The following is a 23,001-nucleotide window of genomic DNA, read 5'->3' as shown; positions in this document are numbered from 1 at the left end:
CTTATATAGAAGGATATGCTTGGCAGGGGAGGAGCTCAAAGAATCGCGTTCATCGCGACAACAAGAAGATACACACTTATGGGTAAAGCTCAGCACGGAGGCCACCCCTGCCAAAAAACAAAAGTCCCTAGCTACCAGCTCACTCGAAGACCGTCGTAAGCTAGGCGAATATTATCCGGCAAGTCTGCCTCTGTCGTCTCATGGTCGACCATATACGTCATGTGCGTCAGGAACGAAAGGCTCGCATCCATCTCCTTGGCCGTCTGAACTGCCTCGGATACAGACATATGCGAAGGGTGTGGTTCTGGACGCAAACCATCTAACACCACCACATCGGCATCTTCAGCAAGAAGCCGCGCTTCTTCGCCCACTTCTTTACAATCCGTATAGTAAGCGAATGATTTGCCTGTCTCTGCTTCTGTAAAGATCAGCCCAATCACCTGCATATTCCCATGCGGCAAATACACAGATTCAATACTACCACCTGGCACCTCCAGCACTTGCGGCATTTCCTCCAGCTTGAACGCAGGGTAACCCTTGACCACTGGCTTATCCAAAATCGCATACGGAAATATCTCCCGAATACGCTGCAGACCATCCGGACTGCTATAAACAGGAAGCGCAACGCCACCGTTCAGATCACAAAAGCGACGAAGATCATCCATCCCCAGAATATGGTCAGCGTGTGGATGCGTTAAAATAAAGGTGTCGATTTGTGTCACCTGATTTTGGATACACTGCATGCGAAACTCTGGAGCCGCATCAACTTGAATATGGTGACCGCCCATCTCGACATGAATCGAGGTCCGAGTGCGCCAGTTCATCGGGTTATCTAAATCACATCCTCCATCCGGCTGTGCAATCATCGGCACCCCCTGAGATGTGCCCGTGCCTAAAAATACAATTTCCATATATTCACACCGTTGCTACTTCCCCGTAAGCTGGCAACCGAGTATCTCAGCTCCACGAAAAATTAACCAAAGTTAATGGATCGGAGCATCTTCGACGCTCGGCGTGGTCTCTGACTCAACCAAATCAAGATACACCATACGATGGTCACTACCAATCAATGCGCCAGGAATATCCACAATATGCCCATCTCCCGCCTCTATCTGAGGTGAAAGCGAGCCCGAGACGACAAAGCCATCGACGAGCGAATAGACCACTTGTTTATGGTAATAATACGTCCACTGCTCCCCTCTCGAATCAGAAGCTGGGACTAATGCACCAATCTTCAAACGTCCCCGCTGATAGAAACGACGCAAGGTGCCACTGCCAGGATGATCGTTAAAGTCGCCGGCAATAATAAAATCCGCCACACCCATATCATACGTGCGCTCTACAATTCGATTTCGGCAAGCCTCGGCCTCACGCGTGCGACGCAGTTGAGAATCTGGATCCGCCTTCACATCCGTCCAACGGCTCTTCAAATGCACCACAAACAACTTAAATCGACTACCATCTGAACGTCCAAAAGAGACTTCAAGCATGCCTCGTTTCACTAATTCGCGACCGTCGATATACTTAAAATCTAAGTCTTCGTGCTTTACGACCTCAACTGGAGGCAACTTTGAGAGCACTGCCAAATGACGCACCTCATCCACTCCCTCCATATGGATCGCGTAGGGATAATGCACGCCATCCTGCGCAAGATCCGCACGTAATTCCTCAAGAAACGGCAGCGTCCCCATCTCCTGTAGCGCCAATACATCTGGCAATGAGCCTTTGATCACTTCACGAATGATCGCCTTCTCCGCCTCTGGCTTCGGATAAGACGGACGCCAGACCGCACCGACATGTCGATCCATCACTAAATAATTATTCAGATTATAAGTCGCTAAACGAACGGATTCTGCGGATGCCGAACACAGGCAAAGAAGCCCCAAACAACACAGATATAACTGACTCAACATCAAACGCATAACTTAAATATACTATATACCGCTATCGATTTAGCAACGAACTTTCGCGTTCGAGCAGCGTCGGGTGCGAATAGTAGAATCGGCTATACGAGGGATGCGGCGTTAAGTTGCTCAAATTCTCCTTGTGTAATTTCTTCAACGCGCGGATCAATGGCTCTGCGGTGTCCATCGCATCGCGTGCAAACGCATCTGCCTCATACTCATGCTTACGCGACCACAGACTGGTAAAAGGCGACAGCCAAAACGTCAACAAACCACTCAGCAGCATGAACAGCAACAACACTGGCACAAACTCAGTTGCGGCCTCTCCACTAAAAGAAAACGCCTCGGCAAACCACGTGCCTCCAGCTAACCAACCGAGCAAGGCAAACATGCCAAGTGTCGTGGCACCCGAAAGTGCAATCATCTTAGGAATGTGCCCCTTTTTGTAGTGCCCGATCTCATGCGCGAGCACGGCCTCTAACTCCTCGTGCCCCATCTGCTCGATCAATGTATCATACAGCACGATACGGCGAAAGCGACCGAACCCTGCGAAGAATGCATTGGAGTGACCAGAGCGTTTACTCCCGTCGATCACCAGAATCGTTTGCGCCTTAAAGCCAGTGCGATCCGCAAGTGCGAACAGCCGATTCTTTAGCTCTCCATCTTCCATCGGCTCCATTTTATTAAATAGCGGCATAATGAACATCGGATAAGCAACGACCATCACCAGTTGAAAGATAAAGAAGACAGCAAAGCCCCACACCCACCAAAGCGACCCCGCACTGGTGACTAAAAAAATCAATAGTGCGAGTAATGGATAACCAATCACAAAGCCAAGCGCGAAACCCTTGACCTTATCCACCAGCCAAAGTTTTTGGGTGCTTTTGTTAAATCCGAAACGCTCCTCCAAGCGAAAGGTGCTCCACCACTCAAACGGCATCCCTGGCAAACCAAGCAATATTGCCACTAAGAACAAAACCAACGCCTGCCCCCAGAGACCAGAGCCAAACACACCGCTCAAGCTCACGTAGAGCCAAGGTAACAATCCCGATAGAACCACGACGGCTAGCACCGCAGTATCATACAAGTCGCTCACCAGACCGAAACGCGTCTTAGCTACGGTGTAATCGATCGACTTCTGATAGGTCGGCAAATCGATAAAATCACGAAAGCTCTCCGGCACCGCCGCAGACTGACATTTCACATGCCTCATATTGATGACATCCAGAATCGTGCTGGTGGCATACTTCAGGACAAGGAGGGCTACAAAAGCTATCAAAATCGTATTCATCGAACCGCCAACAACAGAGACTTTGCTGCGAAGGGTAAAGCAAATCCTCACACGCATTCACATACATGCAGACAATAAAAAACCCGCGACACAAGGTCGCGGGTTTTTGAAAGTTCGATTGCAATCGGATCAACCAGTCAACTGCTTGATAATCTCGACGATTGGCAAGAACAGCGCAATCACGATGAAACCGACAACCACAGCAAGGAACACGATCATGATCGGCTCAATGATTGAGGTAATACCGGCCACGGCATTATCAACGTCTTCGTCGTAATTATCCGCAACACGATTCAACATCTCAGATAGCTCACCTGTCTCTTCACCCACATCGACCATACTAGTCACCATATCAGGGAAGACTTTCTCGCGAGCCATCGGTGCAGAGAGTGACTCACCATCACGAACAGAGTCGTGAATACGAGACAGCGCATTGGTATAGAAGACATTACCAGTAATGTCCTTGGTAATGGTGATCGCTTGCAGAATTGGCACACCACTGGAAAGCAGCGTTCCAAACGTGCGTGTAATACGAGCAATATTCACCTTAGTCACCAGATCACCGATCTTCGGAAGGTTGATCGCGCACCAATTAAAGGCCTTCGAACCCACCTCCGTGCGAAGCAGAAACTTCATCGCAAAAAACAATATAACTATCAGTCCCATCGAAATCAGAATATTTTCCTTTAGGAAATTACTCATACCGACGACCAACTGAGTCGGGCCAGGCAATGCCGCGCCACCAAGCATGTCATCAAAAATCGCTTGGAACTTAGGAACCACCACGACCATCAAAAGAACGACGATCGCAACGGCAACGCCGACGACCACAATTGGATAAACCATCGCAGACTTGACCTTCTTTTTCGTGCGTTGCGCTTTTTCCATGAAGCCCGCTAGACGCGACAGCACCACATCAAGCACACCACCGGCTTCACCAGCTTTGATCATGTTCACATAAAGGCGATCGAAGACCTTAGGATGCTGAAGCAAACCATCGGAAAATGTATTACCTGACTTTACTTGATCTGCAATCTGCTCCAAGCATGCCTTAAAGCGAAGGTTCTTCTCTTGGCGAGTCATGACCTCGAGCGCTCTGAGAAGCGGTAAACCAGCCTGTAGCAAGGTAGCCAATTGACGTGTAAAAGTTGTCAGCTCTTCTGGCTTAACAACCGAACCAAAAGAAAAGCCCGAAGGCTTGCCTTTCGTCTTAGCGGACTTCTTCGATTTCGCAGATACGGAACCGCTGGCTGCAGTGATATTCGTGGGCATCAAGCCCATTGCACTGACCTTCGAGCTCGCTTCATCTTGACTAGCTGCATCAATCGAGCCGGCCTTTTGCTTACCGTTCTGATCAATCGCCGTGTATTTAAATTTTGCCATGGGGGATAATTTGAGGTTTATGAATTAAGTATACTTAAGAACTTCTTCGATCGTAGAATTGCCGTCGAAAATGGCACGTAGACCATCATCACGCAAGCTTCGCATGCCCTGCTCCAGAGCTTTTTGCTTAATCGCGAGCGTTGGGGCACGGTTATTGATCAATTCACGAACAGCGTCGGAAACCACGATCATTTCAAAGAGGCCAACACGTCCCTTATAGCCAGTGTTGCTACACTCAGGGCAACCATCTCCGTAGAAGAAGTCTTTCTCTGCAATTTCAAGTGGATCAACATCCAACAACTCGATCAAATCATGTCCAGGCTCATAAGCAGTGCGGCAAGTCTTACAAATACGACGCACCAAGCGCTGTGCTAGGATCGCTTCAAGTGAAGCGGAAATCAGGAATGGCTCAAGCCCCATGTCAATGAGACGCGTCACCGCACCAGACGCATCATTCGTGTGCAGCGTGCTCAACACAACGTGACCGGTCAGGGACGCTTGCACCGCAATTTGAGCAGTCTCCAAGTCACGAATTTCCCCGATCATAATCTTGTCCGGATCTTGACGAAGGAAGGCGCGAAGCGCACGGGCGAAGTCGAGCCCCACCTGGTGGTTCACCGCAACCTGCATGATACCATCGATCTCATACTCCACGGGATCTTCCGCAGTTAGAATCTTCGTCTCGACACTATTTACTTCACGAAGCGCACTATAGAGCGTAGTCGTTTTACCCGACCCTGTCGGCCCAGTCACAATGAAAATACCGTTCGGGCGATTCACGAGATCACGAATCGTCTGCAAAATATCATCCGGCAAACTCAAGGCTTCCAAGTCGAGGTTCACCACCGACTTATCTAAGACACGAAGCACCACAGACTCACCAAATTGTGTCGGCAGAGTCGACACACGTAAATCAACGGGGCGCCCGGCAATCGTCATCTTAATACGACCATCCTGCGGAATACGAGATTCCGAGATGTTCATATTAGACAGCACCTTAATACGCGAAATAACGGGAATTGCGAGACTCTTAGGCGGCGGAGCCATTTCATACAGCGCACCGTCAATACGATAGCGAATACGGAACTGGTCCTCAAAGGGCTCAAAGTGAACGTCAGATGCCTGATCTTTAATCGCCTGCTGTAGCACTAAGTTCACAAAACGAATGATCGGCGTTTGATTCGCCATATCAGTCAAGTCAGAGCCCGACAGATCTTCATCGACGGAGTCAAAACTATCGCCCAAATCACCTAGAATATCATCGATGGAGGAGTCTTCTTCGCCATAGGTTGCGACAATCAGATCATCCATGAACTCTGGATCACAAACCACGATCTCAATATCCTTATTCAAGGTAAAGGTCAGGTCATCGATGATGCTCGGATTAAACGGATCTTTAGCCAGCAATGAAATTGATGTGGCATCCGCGGCAAAAGGCACGACGGCATACATCCGAGCCGTGCTGGCCTTAACCGCCGAGGCGACATCCTCAGGAACAGAATTCGGCACTGTCTCTTGATATGAATAACCAAGGTAACTTGCCACTGCAGATAGGACAGTAGTGCGCTCGACCACACCTGAATCAATCACCGCATCGGCGAGCGATTTACCAGTGTGCAGGTGCGACTCATTCAGCTCCTCAAGCTGCGCAAGATCGAGCAGCTCAGCGGACTTGATTATTTCGTATACGGTATCGTTATGATCTTCGAACATCGGGGTATGTAAGCCGGGAACCGGCGTCTAACTTATGAATTTGTAAAATGAGCGCCATTCTCGACAAGTTTCTCGCGAATGGCATTGGGGTGTTGAGATTTTGCAAGTGCCTCGTCCGCAGTAATCAAATCACGATTATAGAGACTCAGTAAGTGGGCATCGAGGCCGATCATGCCATGAGCGGCACCGGTTTGGATATCGGAAGCAATGCGGTAAGTTTTATTCTCACGAATAAGCTGAGCAATCGAACTGGTAGTCACCATGATCTCGAAGGAGGCAATACGCCCTCCGCCAACTTTCTTACAGAGCACCTGTGAAATGACGGCGACCACGGACGACGCAAGTTGCGTGCGGATCTGATCCTTCATATCTGCTGGAAACGCATCCACGATACGGTCGACCGTGCGAGCGGCACCAGTGGTGTGCAATGTCGCGAAAACCAAGTGTCCAGTCTCTGCGGCGCTCACCGCTGCTTCAATCGTTTCAAGGTCACGCATTTCTCCGACAAGAATGACGTCAGGGTCTTGGCGTAAGGCACCGCGGATAGCACCGGAAAAGGATACCACATCATTCCCCACCTCACGCTGAGTAACGATGCATTTCTTATGCTCATGAAAATACTCGATCGGATCTTCGATCGTAATAATGTGGCCATCATGGTGCTCGTTCACCCAGTTCACCATCGACGCCAAGGTGGTCGACTTACCAGAACCAGTAGGCCCAGTCACTAGAATCAATCCTCTCGGACGGCTAATTAGCTCTTTAATCTTATCAGGCAGGCCGATGTCACTGAGGGTAAATAAATCATTTGGGATCTGACGTAGGACGATCCCATAGGCTCCCTTCGCACGCAACACACTAACGCGGAAACGCGCACGCTCCATATAAGCAAAACCGAAATCGGCGCCACCAGTGGTTTTCAATTGCTCCTGATTACTCGAAGACGTAATCGCCTTCATCAAATCTTCCGTGTCCTCAGCAGTTAAACGCTCGCCCTCGACTGGCACCAGACTGCCAGACATACGGAGCGTCGGAGGCTGCTTTACCTGCAAATGTAGGTCAGAAGCCCCCTGATCAACCATCAGTTCCAACAGATCGTTCATTTCATAACTCATAGCTTTAGCGGGATAGAAATTCTAGTTTACAGGATAGGGAAATTAAACCGGTTCAGCCACAGTCGCATGCAGGACTTCCTGAGGAGTGGTCACACCAGCAATGACTTTACGGACACCATCTTCACGCATCGTTCGCATACCCATCTGTTTGGATTTGGTGCGTAATGCCACAAGACTCGCATCTTCATAGACCATTTGCTGCAACTCTTCGTTCATCGTGAACATCTCGAAGACACCCACACGACCGCGGAAGCCAGTCGAACTGCACTTTGAGCAACCTTTACCGAGCATGAAATTAGCATCCAATGTCTGGTCGGAACGTATCCCCAAAGAGCTGAGCAGTTTCTCATCATGCGAGTGCGGTTCCTTACAATTCGGGCAAATCCGACGCACGAGTCGCTGAGCGAGCACGGCACGCAAAGCTGCAGCCACAAGGAAAGGCTTAATACCGATATCGACCAAACGACTAATCGCACTCGGAGCATCATTGGTGTGCAAGGTGCTAAACACCATGTGCCCCGTCAGCGCCGCATTAATAGCGATTTCAGCTGTTTCTTTATCACGAATTTCCCCGACCATGATAATATTCGGAGCCTGACGCAGCATCGAGCGCAAGGCCGCGGAGAATGTCATACCGACATCGCGACGCACTTGCACCTGATTGATCCCGGCCATCTCATACTCCACGGGGTCCTCAACTGTAATGATCTTACGGTCAGGGTGGTTAATGCAGTTAAGCGCAGAATACAGTGTGGTCGACTTACCAGAACCGGTCGGTCCCGTCACGAGAAAGACACCGTCTGGCATAGCAATAATACGCTCGAAGCTCGCTTGATCATCACTAAAGAAACCAAGTTGAGGCAGACCCAGGTTCAGGCCTTCCTTGTCCAAAATACGCATGACAATACTCTCACCAAAAGCAGTCGGCAACGTGGAGACACGTAAATCGATCACTTTCGGGCCGACTTTAATATTAATACGACCATCCAAAGGCACGCGTTTTTCAGCGATGCTCACATCCGACATCAACTTGATACGCGAAATGATCGAAGGCTGCAAACGCTTTGGCGGATTCTCGACTTCGTGTAAAACACCGTCAATACGGTAGCGCACACGGAAGCGCTTCTCCAAAGGCTCCATGTGAATATCCGACGCACGACGCTTTAACGCCTCCGAAATCACCATGTGCACATAGCGGATAATCGGCGCTTCATCTGCGGCGATGTCGGCTTCATCACCAGTTGGCAAATCAAGTTCCCCCTCGCCCAGCTCTTCATTCATCCCGGAAAACATACCATCCACGGGCTCGGCATGCGCACCATCGTAATACTGATGAATGGCCTTCTCAATATCTTCAAGCGGTGCGACTCGACTGGTAATCGAGCGCTGAATGACGTGACTGATGCTATCAATCGCATCCATGTCCAGTGGATCACAGACTGCGAGCTCCACTTCATTATCGTCCGCTTCCAACGGAAAGACCTTATAGCGATTCGCTAAATCATAAGGCACCAGTTCCAACGCCTCGGTGGAGACGCGCACATCGGCGAGGTCCACGACATCCATGTTAAACTCATCAGCAAGCACAGTGGCAATTTGCAGTTGAGTGACTGAATGCTCATCGACCAAAAGATCCAGCGTATCCGTATCCGGATTACCATCACTCCCTTGCTCCGCGACTTTCGCGCGGGCATCGTCAATTACAGCGGAATCTACGATTCCTTTATCAATTAAAAGTTGGAGAACAAATTCGTCGGCTGAGGTCACAGATGTTAAATGGGGTGGGGATTAAAAAAGTAATAAAAACTAGCGAGATACACTCATTAAGAACTCCGCGTTCGTCTTGGTTTTCTTAATACGTTGGATGAGCATTTCCATAGCATCAGTGGACGGTAGCCCTTTCATTGCTCTGCGCAATGAATAAATTTTAAGCATTTCATCTGGGTGGTAGAGCAGTTCTTCCTTACGGGTGCCACTCTTATCCATACTTAAGGCGGGGAAAATACGTTTGTCGGAGAGACCACGATCCAAGTGAAGCTCCATATTACCGGTGCCCTTAAACTCTTCAAAGATCACTTCATCCATCTTACTGCCGGTCTCGACCAGTGCTGTCGCAATAATAGTAAGACTACCTCCGCCTTCGATATTACGCGCAGAACCAAAGAAACGCTTCGGTTTTTGCAGCGCATTCGCCTCAACACCACCAGAAAGAATCTTACCACTGCTTGGCATCGTCGTATTATACGCACGTGCCAAACGGGTAATCGAATCTAGAAGAATCACGACATCGCGGCCGACTTCGACCATGCGGCGTGCCTTTTCGATCACCATCTCCGCAGCATGCACATGGCTCTCTGCAGTTTCATCAAAGGTCGAGCTAATCACTTCCCCCGATACTTGACGGCGAAAATCAGTCACTTCCTCGGGGCGCTCGTCGATCAAAAGAATAATCAAGTGAGCATCTGGGTAGTTTTTCTGAATGGAATTCGCCATGCCTTGCATCAGCACAGTCTTACCAGTGCGCGGCGGAGCAACGATCAACCCACGCTGACCAAAGCCAACGGGCGTTAAGCAATCGACCACACGCATAGAGAGGTTGTCCGATTTTGATTCCGTGTCAGACTCCATCAAAATACGCTCTAACGGGTAATACGGCACCCCTTCAGTGAACGGCACGATCTCGCTCAGCGTCTCAGGATCACGCCCCATCACATCATTAATACAAACCACGAATGGGCAGGACTCATTCTCACGGTGCGGGTGCAATTGCCCCTTAACGATATGACCACGCTGTAAACCGTAACGCTCAACAAAGACCTGAGGCACATAAGCACACAGCGCCTTCACTCGATAGCTATCACGCTCATAGACAAGCAACCCGCCAGCAGCATCCTCTAGCGGCTCAAAAATACCGACCGAAGTAATGCAACGCTTCTGCTCGCCCGCCTGAGCGACCAAGGCATTCAATAGCTGATCACGGTTCGGAGCATGCGCCGTCTCGACAGCAGCAGCGGCCACTTCTTCACGGAGTTCAGGTAATCCCATATCGTAGATACGGTTAAAATCGAGCGCATCCCCCTCTCCCGAGCGCATGTCCGTAGCCAAGACTAGAACCTCGTCGAAATTCTTCAGTGTCTCAAACTCAAGCAGCTCACCAAACTCAACCGGAGAATCCTCCTCACGACCACGCTTCTTTTTATCCTGCCAACGGCCCTTGCCTTTTTTATTCTTACTGGGATGCGGTGCAGGTCCGCCCTTATTCTTAAACTTAGCATTGCGGGCTGGTCGCTCGCCACGCTCACCGCGATTATTGCGATCGCCACGATCATTACGATCACGGCGATTATTGCGGTGTCCGCCCCCTTGCTCATTGCGACGTCCATGCGGCTTACCTTCTCTGGGCTTTTCACCCTGAGATTGCTCGCCTCCCGATGGAGCATCATTGCGAGCGCCATCCGAAGACGACTCCTGCTTCGATTCCTTAGGAGACTCCGCCACAGGGTCTGGATCATCCGAAGACCAGACAACGCTCGGCTTACGAGTGCGTTCAACTAGCTTCACCTCCGACGGCTTTATTTCACCAGGAGTCACCTCGGTGGGCACAAACTCCCGCTCAACACGTGGCTTCGGCGCTTCCGCAGCTGTCGAAGACACAAACAGCTCAGGCTGAGCATCCATAGCAGGCTTGGCAACTTTACGAGCGACCTTCTTAGTCGCCTTTTTCGCTGCTTTCTTCGCCGCTTTCTTCGCCGCTTTTTTTGCTACCTTTTTTGCAGCAGTCTTCTTCACCGCGCTCTTACGCGCTGGCTTTGGCGCATCCTCAGCGGATGCATTAACGTTCACAGCTGGTTTAGTTTCGTCTTCTGAGCTCATGGGCTAGTGGTAATGCACGGAGTGCGGGGTCTTTAGTAAAAGAAAGGACGCTCAGCGTTCCACCGACATGCGGCAACGAGCTAATACGTCTGGGTCTGTGCGATTAATCGCTTCGTTTGTTGTTTTAAAAATTCAAGGTTGCCTGCATTTGAGATCACACAGTTCGCACGTCGGGCTTTTTCCTCAAGAGGCATCTGCCGTAGACGACGCTGCTTGATCTCCTCTCCCGAGTAACCTCTGTGCACCATACGGTGTTCAACAATCTCGGAAGGACTGGTAACACACACAATCAAATCAAACTCGGTTTCAAGCCTTTTCTCAAACAGCAGCGGAATCTCAACTAACCAGTGCGCCTCGGGCTCCTCGGCAATTGCCGATTCCCACGCACGTCGAACGATCGGATGCAACAGCGCCTCCAACCACGCCAGTTCGCCGGAATCAGTAAAAACGCGCCCTGCTATTGCCTTACGATCGACCGCGCCATCTGCATCAAAAACCGATTCGCCCCAACGCTCACGCAGCGCTACATGCACCTCGCTGTCATCCGCAAGACAATCACGCACAACGGCATCTGTTTCTACAGTGCGCCAGCCAGCTTCTGCGAATAATTGCACCACGGTCGATTTGCCACAACCGATCCCTCCTGTAAGTCCTATTTTCAAAATTCTAATGATCCTTCGATATATAAATGGGAGCCGCACAGTAAAACCTAGACATAGGTGAAAAGGTGTTCACATTAAGTTTAAGGTAAAAATACTACAATATGCTAGGAATTACACAGTCTGCAGCGCTCGTCGGGGTCGATGCCCACTCGGTTCAGGTAGAAGTGAATACAGGTGAAGCCGGTGAACTCAAATTTATTTTAGTCGGACTGCCCGACGCAGCCGTCAAAGAATCGCAAGATCGTGTATTCTCGGCCATCAGCAACAGTGGCTACCGAATGCCCGCCACGCGCACCACCATCAACCTCGCCCCTGGCGGACTACGCAAAGAAGGCCCCGCCTACGATCTCCCCATCGCGATCGGCATCCTAGCCTCGATGAAACAATGCACCGAAGATCGCCTCAACGACTTCCTCATCGCTGGCGAACTAAGCCTTTCTGGCAAAACTCGCCCCGTGCGCGGCACCCTAGCCATGGCCATGCTCGCTCGCAAGCTTGGCAAAAAAGGCCTGATCGTCCCCGCAGAATCAGCCGACGAAGCCGCGCTGGTCAACGATGTCGAGATTTACCCAGTCACCAGCCTCGACGAGGCCGTGCGCTTCCTCAATGGCGAACGCGCCATCCTCCCAGTCAAATCTCGCGATAGTAGCTTCTTTAAAGCCCCACCCGCGTCACAACGCATCGATTTCTCCGAAGTCAAAGGCCAGCACGCGGTGCGACGTGCCGTAGAGATCGCAGTCAGCGGCGGCCACAATCTCCTGATGATCGGCTCGCCTGGCTCTGGTAAATCCATGATCGCCAAGCGCATCCCCACGATCATGCCGCGCCCCAGCATCGATGAGTTCCTCGAAATCCTCAGCATTCAGTCCGCCGCAGGCACGACCCTGAACAACGAAAACCGCTATTTCCAAAGACCTTTCAGATCTCCGCACCATACTATAAGTGATGTCGGACTATTAGGCGGAGGCACCATCCCAGGCCCAGGCGAGATTTCGCTCGCTCACAATGGCGTGCTGTTTCTCGACGAATTACCCGAATTTAAACGCTCTGCGCTCGAAGTGCTCCGTCAACCACTCGAAGACGGCAACGTCACCATCTCACGCAGCGCAGGCAAAATAAATCTGCCATGTTCGGTCATGATGGTCTGCGCCATGAATCCGTGCCCGTGTGGATACACTGGCGATAGCTCGCGCGAATGCCGCTGCTCCGTGCCGCAAATCCAACGCTACCGCTCTAAAATCAGTGGCCCCCTACTCGATCGCATTGATATACACATTGAAGCCCCATCGCTACGGATCGAGGAATTACGCAGCACACAAGAAGCCGAAAGCTCGGCGACCATTCGTGAACGCTGCGAGTCCGCCCGCGAACGGCAGCAGTCGCGCTTTGCCGGCAATGGCGACTCCTCCGCCAGCTGCAATGCCCGTATGTCGCACTCCGAGATCCGCAAATACTGCGCGATTAATAAAGAGCAAGGCGACCTACTCCAACAAGCCATGGAGCAGCTGGCACTTTCCGCACGCGCCTATGATCGTATCCTCAAAGTCGCACGCACTATCGCCGACCTAGCTGAAAGCGAATCCATCGAGACACCTCATTTGCTTGAAGCCATCCAATATCGTAGTTTAGATAGAAACTTGTTCTATTAAATGCTGTCTGCCCTAAAATACGTAAAATTCACGCGAAATATCATAAAATCGGCAGTTTTTAATATAACGTCTTGCACTTACCGAATCATCACCTAGGAAATCACTCTTCAACTACAGGAGAGATGGCAGAGTGGCCGAATGCGGTAGTCTTGAAAACTATTGAGCCGAAAGGTTCCGGGGGTTCGAATCCCTCTCTCTCCGCCACTTTGTATACCTCATGAAAACAGTCGCTATAATCGAAGACCAAACCGCCATCCGTGAGATGCTGAGCCAAGCGATCCTAAACGGTGAGTCCTATCAGGTCATCATTGAAAGCGGCGACGGGTTGCACGGGTGCGAACAGTGCATACAGCAAAAGCCTGACTTCGCAATACTCGATGTCATGCTGCCTAACCTAAACGGCACCGAGGTCTTACGTCGATTTGCCAAAGAAATCCCAGAAACACGGGTGCTCATTTTCTCTGGCTATCAAACTCCTGGACTCGTTCGCGAGCTGCTCCAAGCCGGTGCCCACGGATTCGTCGAAAAGTCCGCACCACTCGCCGAACTTAAAAAAGGGATCGAGATCGTCTCGAATGGCGGCAGTTACTTCGGCCCCGAAGTCGCCCTACTGCTACGCGAAGCGATGGCTGACCCAAAATCCAAAGAGTCTGGCATCAATATTTTAACTAAACGCGAGCGCGAAATCCTCCAACTGATTGCCGAGAGCAACAGCACGCGAGAGATCGCAGCCAAGCTCAGCATCAGCGTCAAAACGGCCGAGAACCACCGCACCAATTTAATGCGCAAGCTCGACCTACACGACGTCGCCAGCCTCACTCGTTACGCGATCAACAACGGTTTGATCGTCATGGGCGGCCACCACCACTAGCACCCAGCCTCTCACATCAACTTATATTGTTGATGCTCTCCTGAATCAATTCAGGAAGTGACACGCCCCTCGGCGGCACAAACATCGAACGTGCTACGTCCAACGTAGATTCTTCAGCTTATTCAAAGTTCAAAGCTGAGCGGTCAATGTTCAACGTTCCTAAAGAGCGGCCCTCAAACGATCCGCTAAGAGGTCGATTAGCAGCGGGTGCTCACACAATAAGGATGTGCGCTCGGTTGAACGAACGCCTCGGCGCTCCAACAACGCATCGCAAATCTGCGCCACATCGCCGGCCTCCCCCGCATGTCGCCCTGGTAACAGAAAGAACAAGGCGACCACCACATCACAGCCCGACCACCCCTCGAGTTGATCCACGCGCTCCAGCAGCGGCTCATTAAAATCATACGCCACCCCCTCGCGCCGCTCCATCGAGCACGGCTCAACCGCAGCGACCTCACCTTTGAGCAACTCAGCCAACTGACGCGCCACCGCATTACGCACCCGATTCACCACTTCCGCAGGTGTCCCATGGTCGACCATGGCAACTCGCGCAGAGTCCATCCCTGCCCCCAGGAGCACCTTCCGAACATGCGCCGCGAGCATTTCAGCCAATCGAAGATCCGGCTGTTCCACATTCGCACCTGCCAAAGTATCCGCCACTACCACATTTAAATCCGGCGCCATCACCCGCGCCTCTGCGATCAACTCTGGCAAATAGTCCGTAATTGCACGACTCGGCCCAAGAAATAACGGCACTAGAACAAAGTGCCGTTCTCCCGCTTCCACCAGCTGGCGTAACCTAGATTTAACGATTCGCGCCGGCACACCACCCAGCTCCGAGGCTGGCACTTTACTAGAATGCAGCAGACTCACAGGCTCAACATGCAGCCCAACCTGCTCCGAGAGTTGCGCAGCCAGCCCACGCAGAGCCAACACTGCCTCCGCACGGAGCGAACCATTATCAATCAAGAAAATACGAGTTGAGCTTGTCATTTTTAAAGTGCACAGAGCACACAACATGCGTGCTCTGTCGAATTAATACCAAGAAGCAAAGGAAAATGTTTGCGCGTTACAAATCATCACACCAAATTCTCAACACTATGTTTAAGATGCTCCGCTTCACCTTACCTTTAATTCTCGCCTTATTTGTCCTCACAGGTTGCCGCAAGCAGCCACCGACCCCCGTCATGGACGGCGGATTAGGCAGCAACGCCTCGCAATTTGACAATGGTGGGACTGGCCTAGACATCATGGCAAACGGTGAAGACTCGAGCTGGGGCAATCCTGACGGAGGAGAGTTCGGTGACATCGGACTAACAGAACGCCCCGCCGGCATGAATACCGGCGACAACACTTATGGTGACTACACCATGTATCGTGGCCAACTCGACTCAGTCTACTTCGGCTTCGACTCCTCTTCAATTTCCGCCTCTGAACGCTTCAAGCTACAAGCTGCTGCCGATCACCTGAGCGCTAACCAAGCCGATGCGATCCTCATTGAAGGTCGTTGCGACTGGTATGGCACCGCCGATTACAATCTCGCCCTCGGCGAGCGCCGCGCCAACAGCGCCCGCGACTACCTACTCACACTCGGAGTGCGCGATGACCGCATCAACACACTTTCCAAAGGTAGCCTCGAAGCCACCTCCGGCCTATCCAAGTCCGAATCCGGACAAGACCGCCGTGCTGACTTGATTATCCTCAAGAAGTAGTCAGAGCAAAAACATCTTAAACATTAAAAGGCCGTTCATCTCGAACGGCCTTTTTTGTATCATCCAGTGAGCCACTACAGTGATGATCGCATGCACTCGCTCGAAATTCACCTGCCCGTAAAAAGGTAGCGTGAAGCTTTAGCGAGCGTTCAGTGCCTTAGCACGAAAGCCAGCACGACGCACGATCGCTAAAGCTTCACGCTACGAAATTTGACAACGAATACACTCATATCCGAATGGCACAGACTCTTAAGCTAAAGTAGCAGCGGCATCCTGCCACTCATGTGTGTGTAAAAAAGCGGCTGGAAGCACGCTTCTACTGTCGACTTAGAGCCTTAAGATCGTGCCATTCCCCTCAGTGAACTCGAGCGAAGCGGGCAGTTGAATGAGTTGAATGGCCCAGGTTCGGTCGTCCAGCTTCAACAGATATCTATCAGGAGATGCTCAAGACCACCATCTGCTGACCTCGGTTCACCCAGCAACTTCAATTGCGACCTTACGCGCCCGCAAGGCTTCCACGACGGCCACTTCTGCCTCGATGATGGCAAAGGCCGCGAGCTCTAGGGCATCGAGCGCTTGCTGCTCTGCATTGTCTGCGTGCTTCTCAAGCTTCGCAATATCACGATCGGTCTTCCAATCTTCAAACTTGGCGATCGCTTGATCTTTGGCCTCAGCCAAAAAGTGCGTCATGCGCACCCCCGCTTCATCCGCCTTCGCACGTGAGGCATCGCATTTCGCGAGCGCTTCGGTGCATTGCTGATCCAGCACCTCGATGCCATGCTCAACCGCGGACTCCACGTGCGAGCTCGCATCCTTTAAATGAACCTCTGCAGTTCTGATTCCAGCTTGTAAACGCTCACGACTGTGCTCCATTTGATCACTCATAGTTTTATACCTCCTGTATCTGCTATTAATAATATTGTAACGTATCCCCTCCTCAACGGACTCGCATTGAAACGATCACTGCTGCTTCAACTGCGCACGTAAGGTCTCGATACGATCCAAAAGCTCCAGCGCCAATGCCGCACCGGCAAGGTTGACATCCAAATCATGCTGAAACCGCGCAACCGTCTTCACGCGCTCAACGACTGAAAACGAAAACCGCCAATTACTCGCACTCTCCCCATCAGGCTCCAGGATGCCCTCATCGACCAACTCCACCACGAACGCTGGCGGCAAATGACAAATACGGCTCAACTGCATCAACGAGATCGCTTCATCGTCAACGACCTTCCCTTCGTGCAGTTTGATAATGTTATAGTCTGAGCTCATAATTTTTATCTCCTTTCAATGACACATTGCAGTTTCACACGCACTCCGGCTCATCCCTAAAAATCAGGTCGAGGATCGAAGCCTAGCTCTTTCATCGCCTCATACACTTCGGTGGCCTTCGCATCCTCAGCCGGCGGTAGCACCACCTGCAGCAAGACATACAGATCACCCGGCACTTTGGCTGGAATCCCCTGCCCCTTCAGACGCATCTTTTTACCACTGGCCGAACCTTTGGGAATGGTCAGGTGAATCGATCCAGTCGGCGTCGGCACTTTGACCTTAGCCCCCAGCGCGGCTTCCCAGGGAGCCACCGGTAAAGTCAAATGCACATCGGCACCCTCCACTTTGAAACGCGCATGCGGCTCAAAATCGATCTTGAGATACATATCACCAGACTCACCTCCATTAAAGCCTTCGCCGCCTTGGCCTTTCAGGCGAATGCGCCCACCTTGCTTCACCCCCTTCGGGATTTTAATATTCAGCGTCTTTTTCTTATATTCCCGCCGCCCTGCTGCGGACACACTGGGCATCTGAAACGTAATCTCTCGTGAATTCCCACGATAGGCATCCACCAGTGGAATCTTAACGGAAACATCGACATCTTCGCCCTTCTGACGATGCGCCGCTCGGCCCTGACCGCCGCCACCGAACATCGATTCAAAGAAGTCACTATAATCCTCACCGCCTGAACTAAAGCCACCGAAACCGCCGCCACCACCGGCGTGTGAGCGCTGGTATTGCTGCTGATGCTTCGCCCGCTCGGCTCCATGCTGCCAGTCGGCGCCATAGGCGTCATACGCTTTCCGCTTCTCGGGATCTTTCAGCACCTCGTAGGCCTCGCCCAAATCCTGAAACTGCTGCTCCGCAGAGGCATCCTCATTCACGTCCGGATGATATTTCCGAGCCCGCTTACGATACTCTTTCTTGATCGTCGCCTCATCGGCGCCCTTCGACACCCCAAGTATTTTATAGTAGTCTTTATCTGCCATCGATGACTTTAATGCTAATAACACACACCTGATTATTGATATAATTGGCAGTCAAAAGCTGCAACACATAGCATATACAATTCATAGAAATCGCAAATAGAATCATAATGATTTAGACATCAATCCAGGCTGAGAAAGTTACAAAATAGGTAACGACATATTTAATTACAAAAAGACGTCAGCATCCACAATCTAGCCATCGTTTCGATGAGTGCCTCCGCTAGTCTGATGTAACGATGGGCGGTTCATCCGAGCCTGAACCATCCAAGACGTAGCGCTGAGACGTTCGAGCGGTTCGGTTTTCACATGCTATGGAGCGTGGGCGTCTCGCCCCACGAACCGAACCTAAGCGGCTCGCCACCACAACCGTAGGCCGGAGGCCTACGCTCCATAAATGCCCCCTATAAATACTCCATCTATTTAACCTAAAAGTAGAGCGTGTCTTTAGACACGCTTGCCGAACCAAAGCACCAACACATCGCAAGACGAAAGCAAAAAAAGGGGGCATTCCGCAACTCTTACAATTACTTACTATAAAGACGAATTTTAAAGATAACGACATGCCCCCCTACGAGTCACCTCGCATAACGAACATCATCAGGCAGAGCACTTAAAGTATTCTACTTTCTACGTTTAGTGCCCTTCCGTATCGTGAGCCCCAAAGACAACGGCATGAACTCCTACGATCTCCTCACGCGCGGTAGCGCTGAGTCCACTGTCTTGTTCGACCTATCGCTTTCTTCGGCGATTCGCGGAAAGAACAAGTGCGCCAAGTCCCAGAAGAAGGGCTGATGAGGATGGTTCTGGCACAGCGTCAGTAAATCTTCCGCTTACCGAACCGGATGGCGAACTGGTATCGACTACGAGGCTGCCGCCCCCGACCAAGTTGAGATCAAACACTCCACCACCATTCACACCTACCACGGTGCCCGCCAACGACGTTCCGGCAACTGGCACGTTTTGGTCAATATCACCTCCGACATTCCACTCAGTTGAACCAACGCCCCATGTTTGGGTGCTATTAGATGGATCAGCAAACAGCAGACTTTTGTTGCTGGGAGCATCGGTAACATACAGGCGCAAAGGATCACTGCCTCCCACCCAATTAAAGGTGCCCTCGTTAGCTATATTAATAATAAGTGAAAGAGGCGTGAAAATGCCTAAGTCATTCCCAACAGGTGTGCTAGCCGTGTTGTCAATGTTGCCAATTGCGGTGAATGCTCGATCAGCTCCAAGAGCAACCCCATTCAACGTAGTCGATGTATTGAAGGTTCCGGTAATTTCAAATCCAATGATGGCTGCAGTTGCGAAATTCAGACTCGATATCGAAATAACGAATGCAACAAGACTACGTTTCATGGACCAACCTTCAAGAGTGAATGAATTATGCATATTAAAAGACGGAAAGTTTGGGGTTAAATTGCCGAGCGTTGAGGTTAAATTGATCGCCCGAGGTCTATTAACCTTATCGTCTAATATGCAGATTACAAATTCCCTGAGGTGAAATAAGGGATCGTTCCGTAATTCTTATAATTGCTCATCTTTTAAACGCTCAACTTCGACTCATAGTGATACGACTGACTCTGATGGGACAGACGAAACGTAGGTCCGCGACTCGACTGAGCTCGCCTGTGGTGAGCTTGCCGAACTGCCGAAGTCCGGAGATGGCATCGCAATTTCTGCGCCACTTCCCCTAATCAGCAAACACTGCAACGAATATCTATTGTCCATCAATCGTTTAAGATTTGTAAAACCACGGTAGAAGATGCTATCAATAAGCGCCATGAAGACTCGCAAACCAAAAACTGCAGAAGACTCACCAACTGCGGACGCAGACCTAGAAAAGGTAAGCCTTGATACGCTATACCAAACGCTTGGCTCATCCCCTAAAGGACTCTCTTCAAGCGATGCGAAAGCGCGCCTTGAAACTTACGGCCGCAACGAATTAGTTAACAAGGAGGTCAGTAATTTAGAACGGCTGCTGCGTTTCTTCTGGGGCCCGATTGCTTGGATGATCGAGGTCGCAGCCTTGCTCTCATTACTCATGGGGCACTGGGCAGATCTCACGATCATTCTTACCCTCCTCTTTTATAATGCCATCTCAGGTTTTTGGCAGGAGCGGAAAGCTTCCGATGCACTCGCCGCTTTAAAAGCGGGAATGGCCCCGAAGGCCACGGCATTACGCGACGGGAAAATCGTGGGGATCGATGCCGCAGAAGTCGTCCCTGGCGACGTCCTGCGCATCAAATTGGGCGAGGTCGTCCCCGCCGATGTGCGTTTCATTGAAGGCGACTATATTAGCATCGATCAGGCGGCATTGACTGGCGAGTCCCTACCAGTGAACAAGAAAATCGGAGACGAAGGGTATTCCGGCAGTATCGCGAAGAAGGGCGAAATGCACGCGATGGTAATCGGCACAGGCAATAACACCTTCTTCGGACGCACAGCCAACTTAGTGGCGAGTGCGGGCGGCGGGGCCTCAAATTCTCAAAAGGCCACGACACAAATCGGCAATTTCTTAATTATTACATCGGTCATTCTTTGCGCCATATTGGTAGGGTTTGAGCTGTATCAAGACATCGTAGTGCAAGCACACTGGGTTTGGTCCGACATTGGAGTGATCGCCCGCATGGTGTTGGTGTTACTGATTGCCTCCATTCCAGTAGCGATGCCAACGGTCATTACAGTCAACAATTCGCTAGGCGCTCAGGAATTGGCAAAGAAAAAAGCAATTGTCTCGCGGCTCGAAGCCATTGAAGAACTCGCTGGGGTCGATATCCTTTGCTCCGATAAAACTGGCACACTTACCAAAAACATTCTGACGCTCGGCGATCCGACACTATTCAAAGCAGCCTCAGAGGATGAGCTAATTCTCGCAGGCGCACTCGCCTCTGAGGTAGGCAGTGAGGACGCGATGGATAAAGCAGTCAGCGGTGGTTTAAAAGAAACCAAGGACTTCGACAGCTACAAGGTCACAAAATTCATACCATTCGATCCAGTCGGCAAACGCTCAGAAGGGCATGCGACGGACGCTCAGGGCAAGGCATTACAATTCACCAAAGGCGCACCACAGGTAATTGTAGAGATTTGCAAGCTGGATACTGAAACCGAAGCAAAGGCCAACAAGACGGTCGCTGATTTGGCAGCAGTCGGTATGCGTGCACTAGGAATTGCCAAATCTGAGGACGACGGCAAAACATGGAGCTTCCTCGGCATCCTGTCGCTGCTCGACCCACCACGCGATGACTCCAAGGCGACCATTGAAGAAGCGAAGACGCACGGTTTATCAGTCAAGATGGTCACGGGTGATGACGTCGCAATTGGCAGTCAGATTTCAGGACAACTAGGGATGGGCACACACCTCATCGCGGCAGCCGACATGTTCACCAAAGACATGGATATGGATCGCCTCTCCGATACAGTCGGTGCGTGCGTGGAAAAAGCAGACGGTTTTGGACGCGTATTCCCCGAACACAAATACGGCATCGTTAAAGCCCTACAAGAACGCAACCATGTCGTTGCCATGACGGGCGACGGCGTCAACGATGCCCCGGCGCTGAAACAAGCCGATTGCGGCATCGCAGTGAGTGGAGCCACGGACGCGGCACGCGCAGCGGCGGCATTGATTCTGACAGCGCCAGGATTGTCCACAGTGATCGATGCCATCGAAGAGTCCCGCAGAATTTTCGAGCGTATCCTTAACTACATCATGTTCCGCGTGGCCATGACACTCGACATTATGTTTGTCGTAGTCCTGAGCACACTGTTCTTCAATTTCTCTCCGCTAACGGCGGTGATGATTATTCTGATCGCGTTGCTGGACGACGTGCCGATCATGACCATCGCTTACGATAACACCGTATTATCCAAGGGACCTGTGCGATGGCAGATGAAACGGCTCTTATTCGTTTCAGGCTTCATGGGGTTAATGGCGATAATGCAAAGTTTTGGTCTCTTACTAATCGGGATGGAGTGGCTCAGTAACCCCGACTGGCAGTCCTGGATCCACCTAACAAAAGACCAACTACAAACAGTCATCTTCCTGCAAATCGTTGCAGGTGGCCACTTACTATTATTTGTAATGCGTTCACGCTCGACCTTGTTCACTCGCCCTTGGCCCGCGAAACCATTATTTATAGCGATTGTTGGCACACAGATCATCGCAGTGCTAATCTGCGGATTTGGTTGGTTTGTGCCTGCCATTCCATGGACCATCATTGGATTAGTTTGGGTATATATGTTGGTTTGGATGCTGGTTCTTGACGTCGTAAAACTCGCGCTCTACCGCAAAATCAACGCAGATGAGCAGCCGCATCCAAGTTGGTAGCAGCGGTTCCTGAAAGGATAATAGCGGCACAGAACTTAACATCGGAGAATAAATAAGCCATGAACGATACTGAACAGTTTAAAATACAATCAACAGTTACACGACCTGCAGTATCTGATGAATGCGGAGGGCAAACGCTCCTTGCTCATCTGCTTGTAGGGGCGCGATGCCGCTGGCAAAGATGGCACCATTAACCATGTTCTGAGTGCGAGAAATCCCTTGTTACGACTGGGCCTGCCT

Annotated in this window: 18 protein-coding genes and 1 tRNA gene; 5 read left to right on the top strand and 14 right to left on the bottom strand. The window is 51.0% G+C overall.

All coding sequences use genetic code 11. The annotated features are described in order from the left end of the window. Positions 1 to 131 precede the first annotated feature (131 nt). From GZZ87_RS08090 to coaE, 9 genes are all read right to left on the bottom strand, one after another. Positions 132 to 911 carry an MBL fold metallo-hydrolase gene (locus GZZ87_RS08090; RefSeq protein ID WP_162027605.1) on the bottom strand — a complete coding sequence of 260 codons (780 nt, stop codon included), beginning with the start codon at positions 909 to 911 and terminating at the stop codon, positions 132 to 134. A gap of 72 nt (positions 912 to 983) precedes the next feature. Next, a complete protein-coding gene (locus GZZ87_RS08085) occupies positions 984 to 1,913 on the bottom strand; it encodes an endonuclease/exonuclease/phosphatase family protein (RefSeq protein WP_162051172.1) in 930 nt (309 codons plus the stop codon). A 31-nt stretch (positions 1,914 to 1,944) separates the two neighbouring features. Then, complete coding sequence (locus GZZ87_RS08080; protein WP_162027607.1) at positions 1,945 to 3,195, bottom strand: M48 family metallopeptidase; 1,251 nt, start codon at positions 3,193 to 3,195, stop codon at positions 1,945 to 1,947. Between the two features lie 129 nt (positions 3,196 to 3,324). Continuing rightward, a complete protein-coding gene (locus GZZ87_RS08075) occupies positions 3,325 to 4,578 on the bottom strand; it encodes a type II secretion system F family protein (RefSeq protein ID WP_162027608.1) in 1,254 nt (417 codons plus the stop codon). A 24-nt stretch (positions 4,579 to 4,602) separates the two neighbouring features. Further along, on the bottom strand, positions 4,603 to 6,291 hold the full coding sequence (locus GZZ87_RS08070) for a GspE/PulE family protein (protein WP_162027609.1): 1,689 nt from the start codon (positions 6,289 to 6,291) through the stop codon (positions 4,603 to 4,605). A 32-nt stretch (positions 6,292 to 6,323) separates the two neighbouring features. Further along, positions 6,324 to 7,406: a type IV pilus twitching motility protein PilT gene (locus GZZ87_RS08065; protein WP_162027610.1), complete on the bottom strand. Its 1,083-nt coding sequence runs from the start codon at positions 7,404 to 7,406 to the stop codon at positions 6,324 to 6,326. A 42-nt stretch (positions 7,407 to 7,448) separates the two neighbouring features. Further along, a complete protein-coding gene (locus tag GZZ87_RS08060; protein ID WP_162027611.1) occupies positions 7,449 to 9,173 on the bottom strand; it encodes an ATPase, T2SS/T4P/T4SS family in 1,725 nt (574 codons plus the stop codon). A gap of 39 nt (positions 9,174 to 9,212) precedes the next feature. Beyond that, the gene (gene rho, locus GZZ87_RS08055) at positions 9,213 to 11,279 is read right to left on the bottom strand and encodes a transcription termination factor Rho (RefSeq protein WP_162027612.1); all 2,067 of its coding nucleotides are present in this window, start codon (positions 11,277 to 11,279) and stop codon (positions 9,213 to 9,215) included. 80 nt (positions 11,280 to 11,359) lie between these two features. Next, entirely contained in the window at positions 11,360 to 11,941 is a 582-nt protein-coding gene (coaE, locus tag GZZ87_RS08050; protein ID WP_162027613.1) for a dephospho-CoA kinase, read from the bottom strand. A 101-nt stretch (positions 11,942 to 12,042) separates the two neighbouring features. On the opposite strand from coaE, the gene GZZ87_RS08045 reads away from it, so the two are divergent. From GZZ87_RS08045 to GZZ87_RS08035, 3 genes are all read left to right on the top strand, one after another. Then, entirely contained in the window at positions 12,043 to 13,590 is a 1,548-nt protein-coding gene (locus tag GZZ87_RS08045) for a YifB family Mg chelatase-like AAA ATPase (protein ID WP_162027614.1), read from the top strand. A 116-nt stretch (positions 13,591 to 13,706) separates the two neighbouring features. Then, positions 13,707 to 13,794, top strand: a tRNA-Ser gene (locus GZZ87_RS08040). 13 nt (positions 13,795 to 13,807) lie between these two features. Beyond that, entirely contained in the window at positions 13,808 to 14,461 is a 654-nt protein-coding gene (locus GZZ87_RS08035; RefSeq protein ID WP_162027615.1) for a response regulator transcription factor, read from the top strand. Between the two features lie 159 nt (positions 14,462 to 14,620). Here GZZ87_RS08035 and GZZ87_RS08030 read toward each other — a convergent pair whose 3' ends face one another. Then, entirely contained in the window at positions 14,621 to 15,454 is an 834-nt protein-coding gene (locus tag GZZ87_RS08030; RefSeq protein ID WP_162027616.1) for a CbiX/SirB N-terminal domain-containing protein, read from the bottom strand. Between the two features lie 107 nt (positions 15,455 to 15,561). On the opposite strand from GZZ87_RS08030, the gene GZZ87_RS08025 reads away from it, so the two are divergent. Continuing rightward, the gene (locus GZZ87_RS08025) at positions 15,562 to 16,173 is read left to right on the top strand and encodes an OmpA family protein (protein ID WP_162027617.1); all 612 of its coding nucleotides are present in this window, start codon (positions 15,562 to 15,564) and stop codon (positions 16,171 to 16,173) included. Between the two features lie 471 nt (positions 16,174 to 16,644). Here GZZ87_RS08025 and GZZ87_RS08020 read toward each other — a convergent pair whose 3' ends face one another. The 4 genes from GZZ87_RS08020 to GZZ87_RS08005 form a co-directional block, all read right to left on the bottom strand. Next, positions 16,645 to 17,058, bottom strand: coding sequence for a hypothetical protein (locus GZZ87_RS08020; RefSeq protein ID WP_162027618.1), 414 nt, complete (start codon positions 17,056 to 17,058; stop codon positions 16,645 to 16,647). 75 nt (positions 17,059 to 17,133) lie between these two features. Further along, positions 17,134 to 17,445 carry a chaperone modulator CbpM gene (locus GZZ87_RS08015; RefSeq protein WP_162027619.1) on the bottom strand — a complete coding sequence of 104 codons (312 nt, stop codon included), beginning with the start codon at positions 17,443 to 17,445 and terminating at the stop codon, positions 17,134 to 17,136. A 56-nt stretch (positions 17,446 to 17,501) separates the two neighbouring features. Next, positions 17,502 to 18,434: a DnaJ C-terminal domain-containing protein gene (locus GZZ87_RS08010; RefSeq protein ID WP_162027620.1), complete on the bottom strand. Its 933-nt coding sequence runs from the start codon at positions 18,432 to 18,434 to the stop codon at positions 17,502 to 17,504. 729 nt (positions 18,435 to 19,163) lie between these two features. Beyond that, positions 19,164 to 19,793: a PEP-CTERM sorting domain-containing protein gene (locus tag GZZ87_RS08005; protein ID WP_162027621.1), complete on the bottom strand. Its 630-nt coding sequence runs from the start codon at positions 19,791 to 19,793 to the stop codon at positions 19,164 to 19,166. A gap of 424 nt (positions 19,794 to 20,217) precedes the next feature. On the opposite strand from GZZ87_RS08005, the gene GZZ87_RS08000 reads away from it, so the two are divergent. Next, entirely contained in the window at positions 20,218 to 22,761 is a 2,544-nt protein-coding gene (locus tag GZZ87_RS08000; protein WP_162027622.1) for a plasma-membrane proton-efflux P-type ATPase, read from the top strand. The last annotated feature ends 240 nt before the right edge of the window (positions 22,762 to 23,001 follow it).

Source organism: Lentimonas sp. CC4, from assembly GCF_902728235.1.
Taxonomy (GTDB): Bacteria; Verrucomicrobiota; Verrucomicrobiia; order Opitutales; family Coraliomargaritaceae; genus Lentimonas.
The sequence above is the reverse complement of the archived record's forward strand: the minus strand, read 5'-3'. Positions and strand labels throughout refer to the sequence as shown.

Bases quoted from the DNA above. Each gene is read 5' to 3' on its own strand.
- GZZ87_RS08090 (WP_162027605.1), bottom strand. From the start codon at position 911: ATGGAAATTGTATTTTTAGGCACGGGCACATCTCAGGGGGTGCCGATG.
- GZZ87_RS08085 (WP_162051172.1), bottom strand. From the start codon at position 1,913: ATGTTGAGTCAGTTATATCTGTGTTGTTTGGGGCTTCTTTGCCTGTGT.
- GZZ87_RS08080 (WP_162027607.1), bottom strand. From the start codon at position 3,195: ATGAATACGATTTTGATAGCTTTTGTAGCCCTCCTTGTCCTGAAGTAT.
- GZZ87_RS08075 (WP_162027608.1), bottom strand. From the start codon at position 4,578: ATGGCAAAATTTAAATACACGGCGATTGATCAGAACGGTAAGCAAAAG.
- GZZ87_RS08070 (WP_162027609.1), bottom strand. From the start codon at position 6,291: ATGTTCGAAGATCATAACGATACCGTATACGAAATAATCAAGTCCGCT.
- GZZ87_RS08065 (WP_162027610.1), bottom strand. From the start codon at position 7,406: ATGAGTTATGAAATGAACGATCTGTTGGAACTGATGGTTGATCAGGGG.
- rho (WP_162027612.1), bottom strand. From the start codon at position 11,279: ATGAGCTCAGAAGACGAAACTAAACCAGCTGTGAACGTTAATGCATCC.
- GZZ87_RS08045 (WP_162027614.1), top strand. From the start codon at position 12,043: ATGCTAGGAATTACACAGTCTGCAGCGCTCGTCGGGGTCGATGCCCAC.
- GZZ87_RS08035 (WP_162027615.1), top strand. From the start codon at position 13,808: ATGAAAACAGTCGCTATAATCGAAGACCAAACCGCCATCCGTGAGATG.
- GZZ87_RS08030 (WP_162027616.1), bottom strand. From the start codon at position 15,454: ATGACAAGCTCAACTCGTATTTTCTTGATTGATAATGGTTCGCTCCGT.
- GZZ87_RS08025 (WP_162027617.1), top strand. From the start codon at position 15,562: ATGTTTAAGATGCTCCGCTTCACCTTACCTTTAATTCTCGCCTTATTT.
- GZZ87_RS08020 (WP_162027618.1), bottom strand. From the start codon at position 17,058: ATGAGTGATCAAATGGAGCACAGTCGTGAGCGTTTACAAGCTGGAATC.
- GZZ87_RS08015 (WP_162027619.1), bottom strand. From the start codon at position 17,445: ATGAGCTCAGACTATAACATTATCAAACTGCACGAAGGGAAGGTCGTT.
- GZZ87_RS08010 (WP_162027620.1), bottom strand. From the start codon at position 18,434: ATGGCAGATAAAGACTACTATAAAATACTTGGGGTGTCGAAGGGCGCC.
- GZZ87_RS08005 (WP_162027621.1), bottom strand. From the start codon at position 19,793: ATGAAACGTAGTCTTGTTGCATTCGTTATTTCGATATCGAGTCTGAAT.
- GZZ87_RS08000 (WP_162027622.1), top strand. From the start codon at position 20,218: ATGAAGACTCGCAAACCAAAAACTGCAGAAGACTCACCAACTGCGGAC.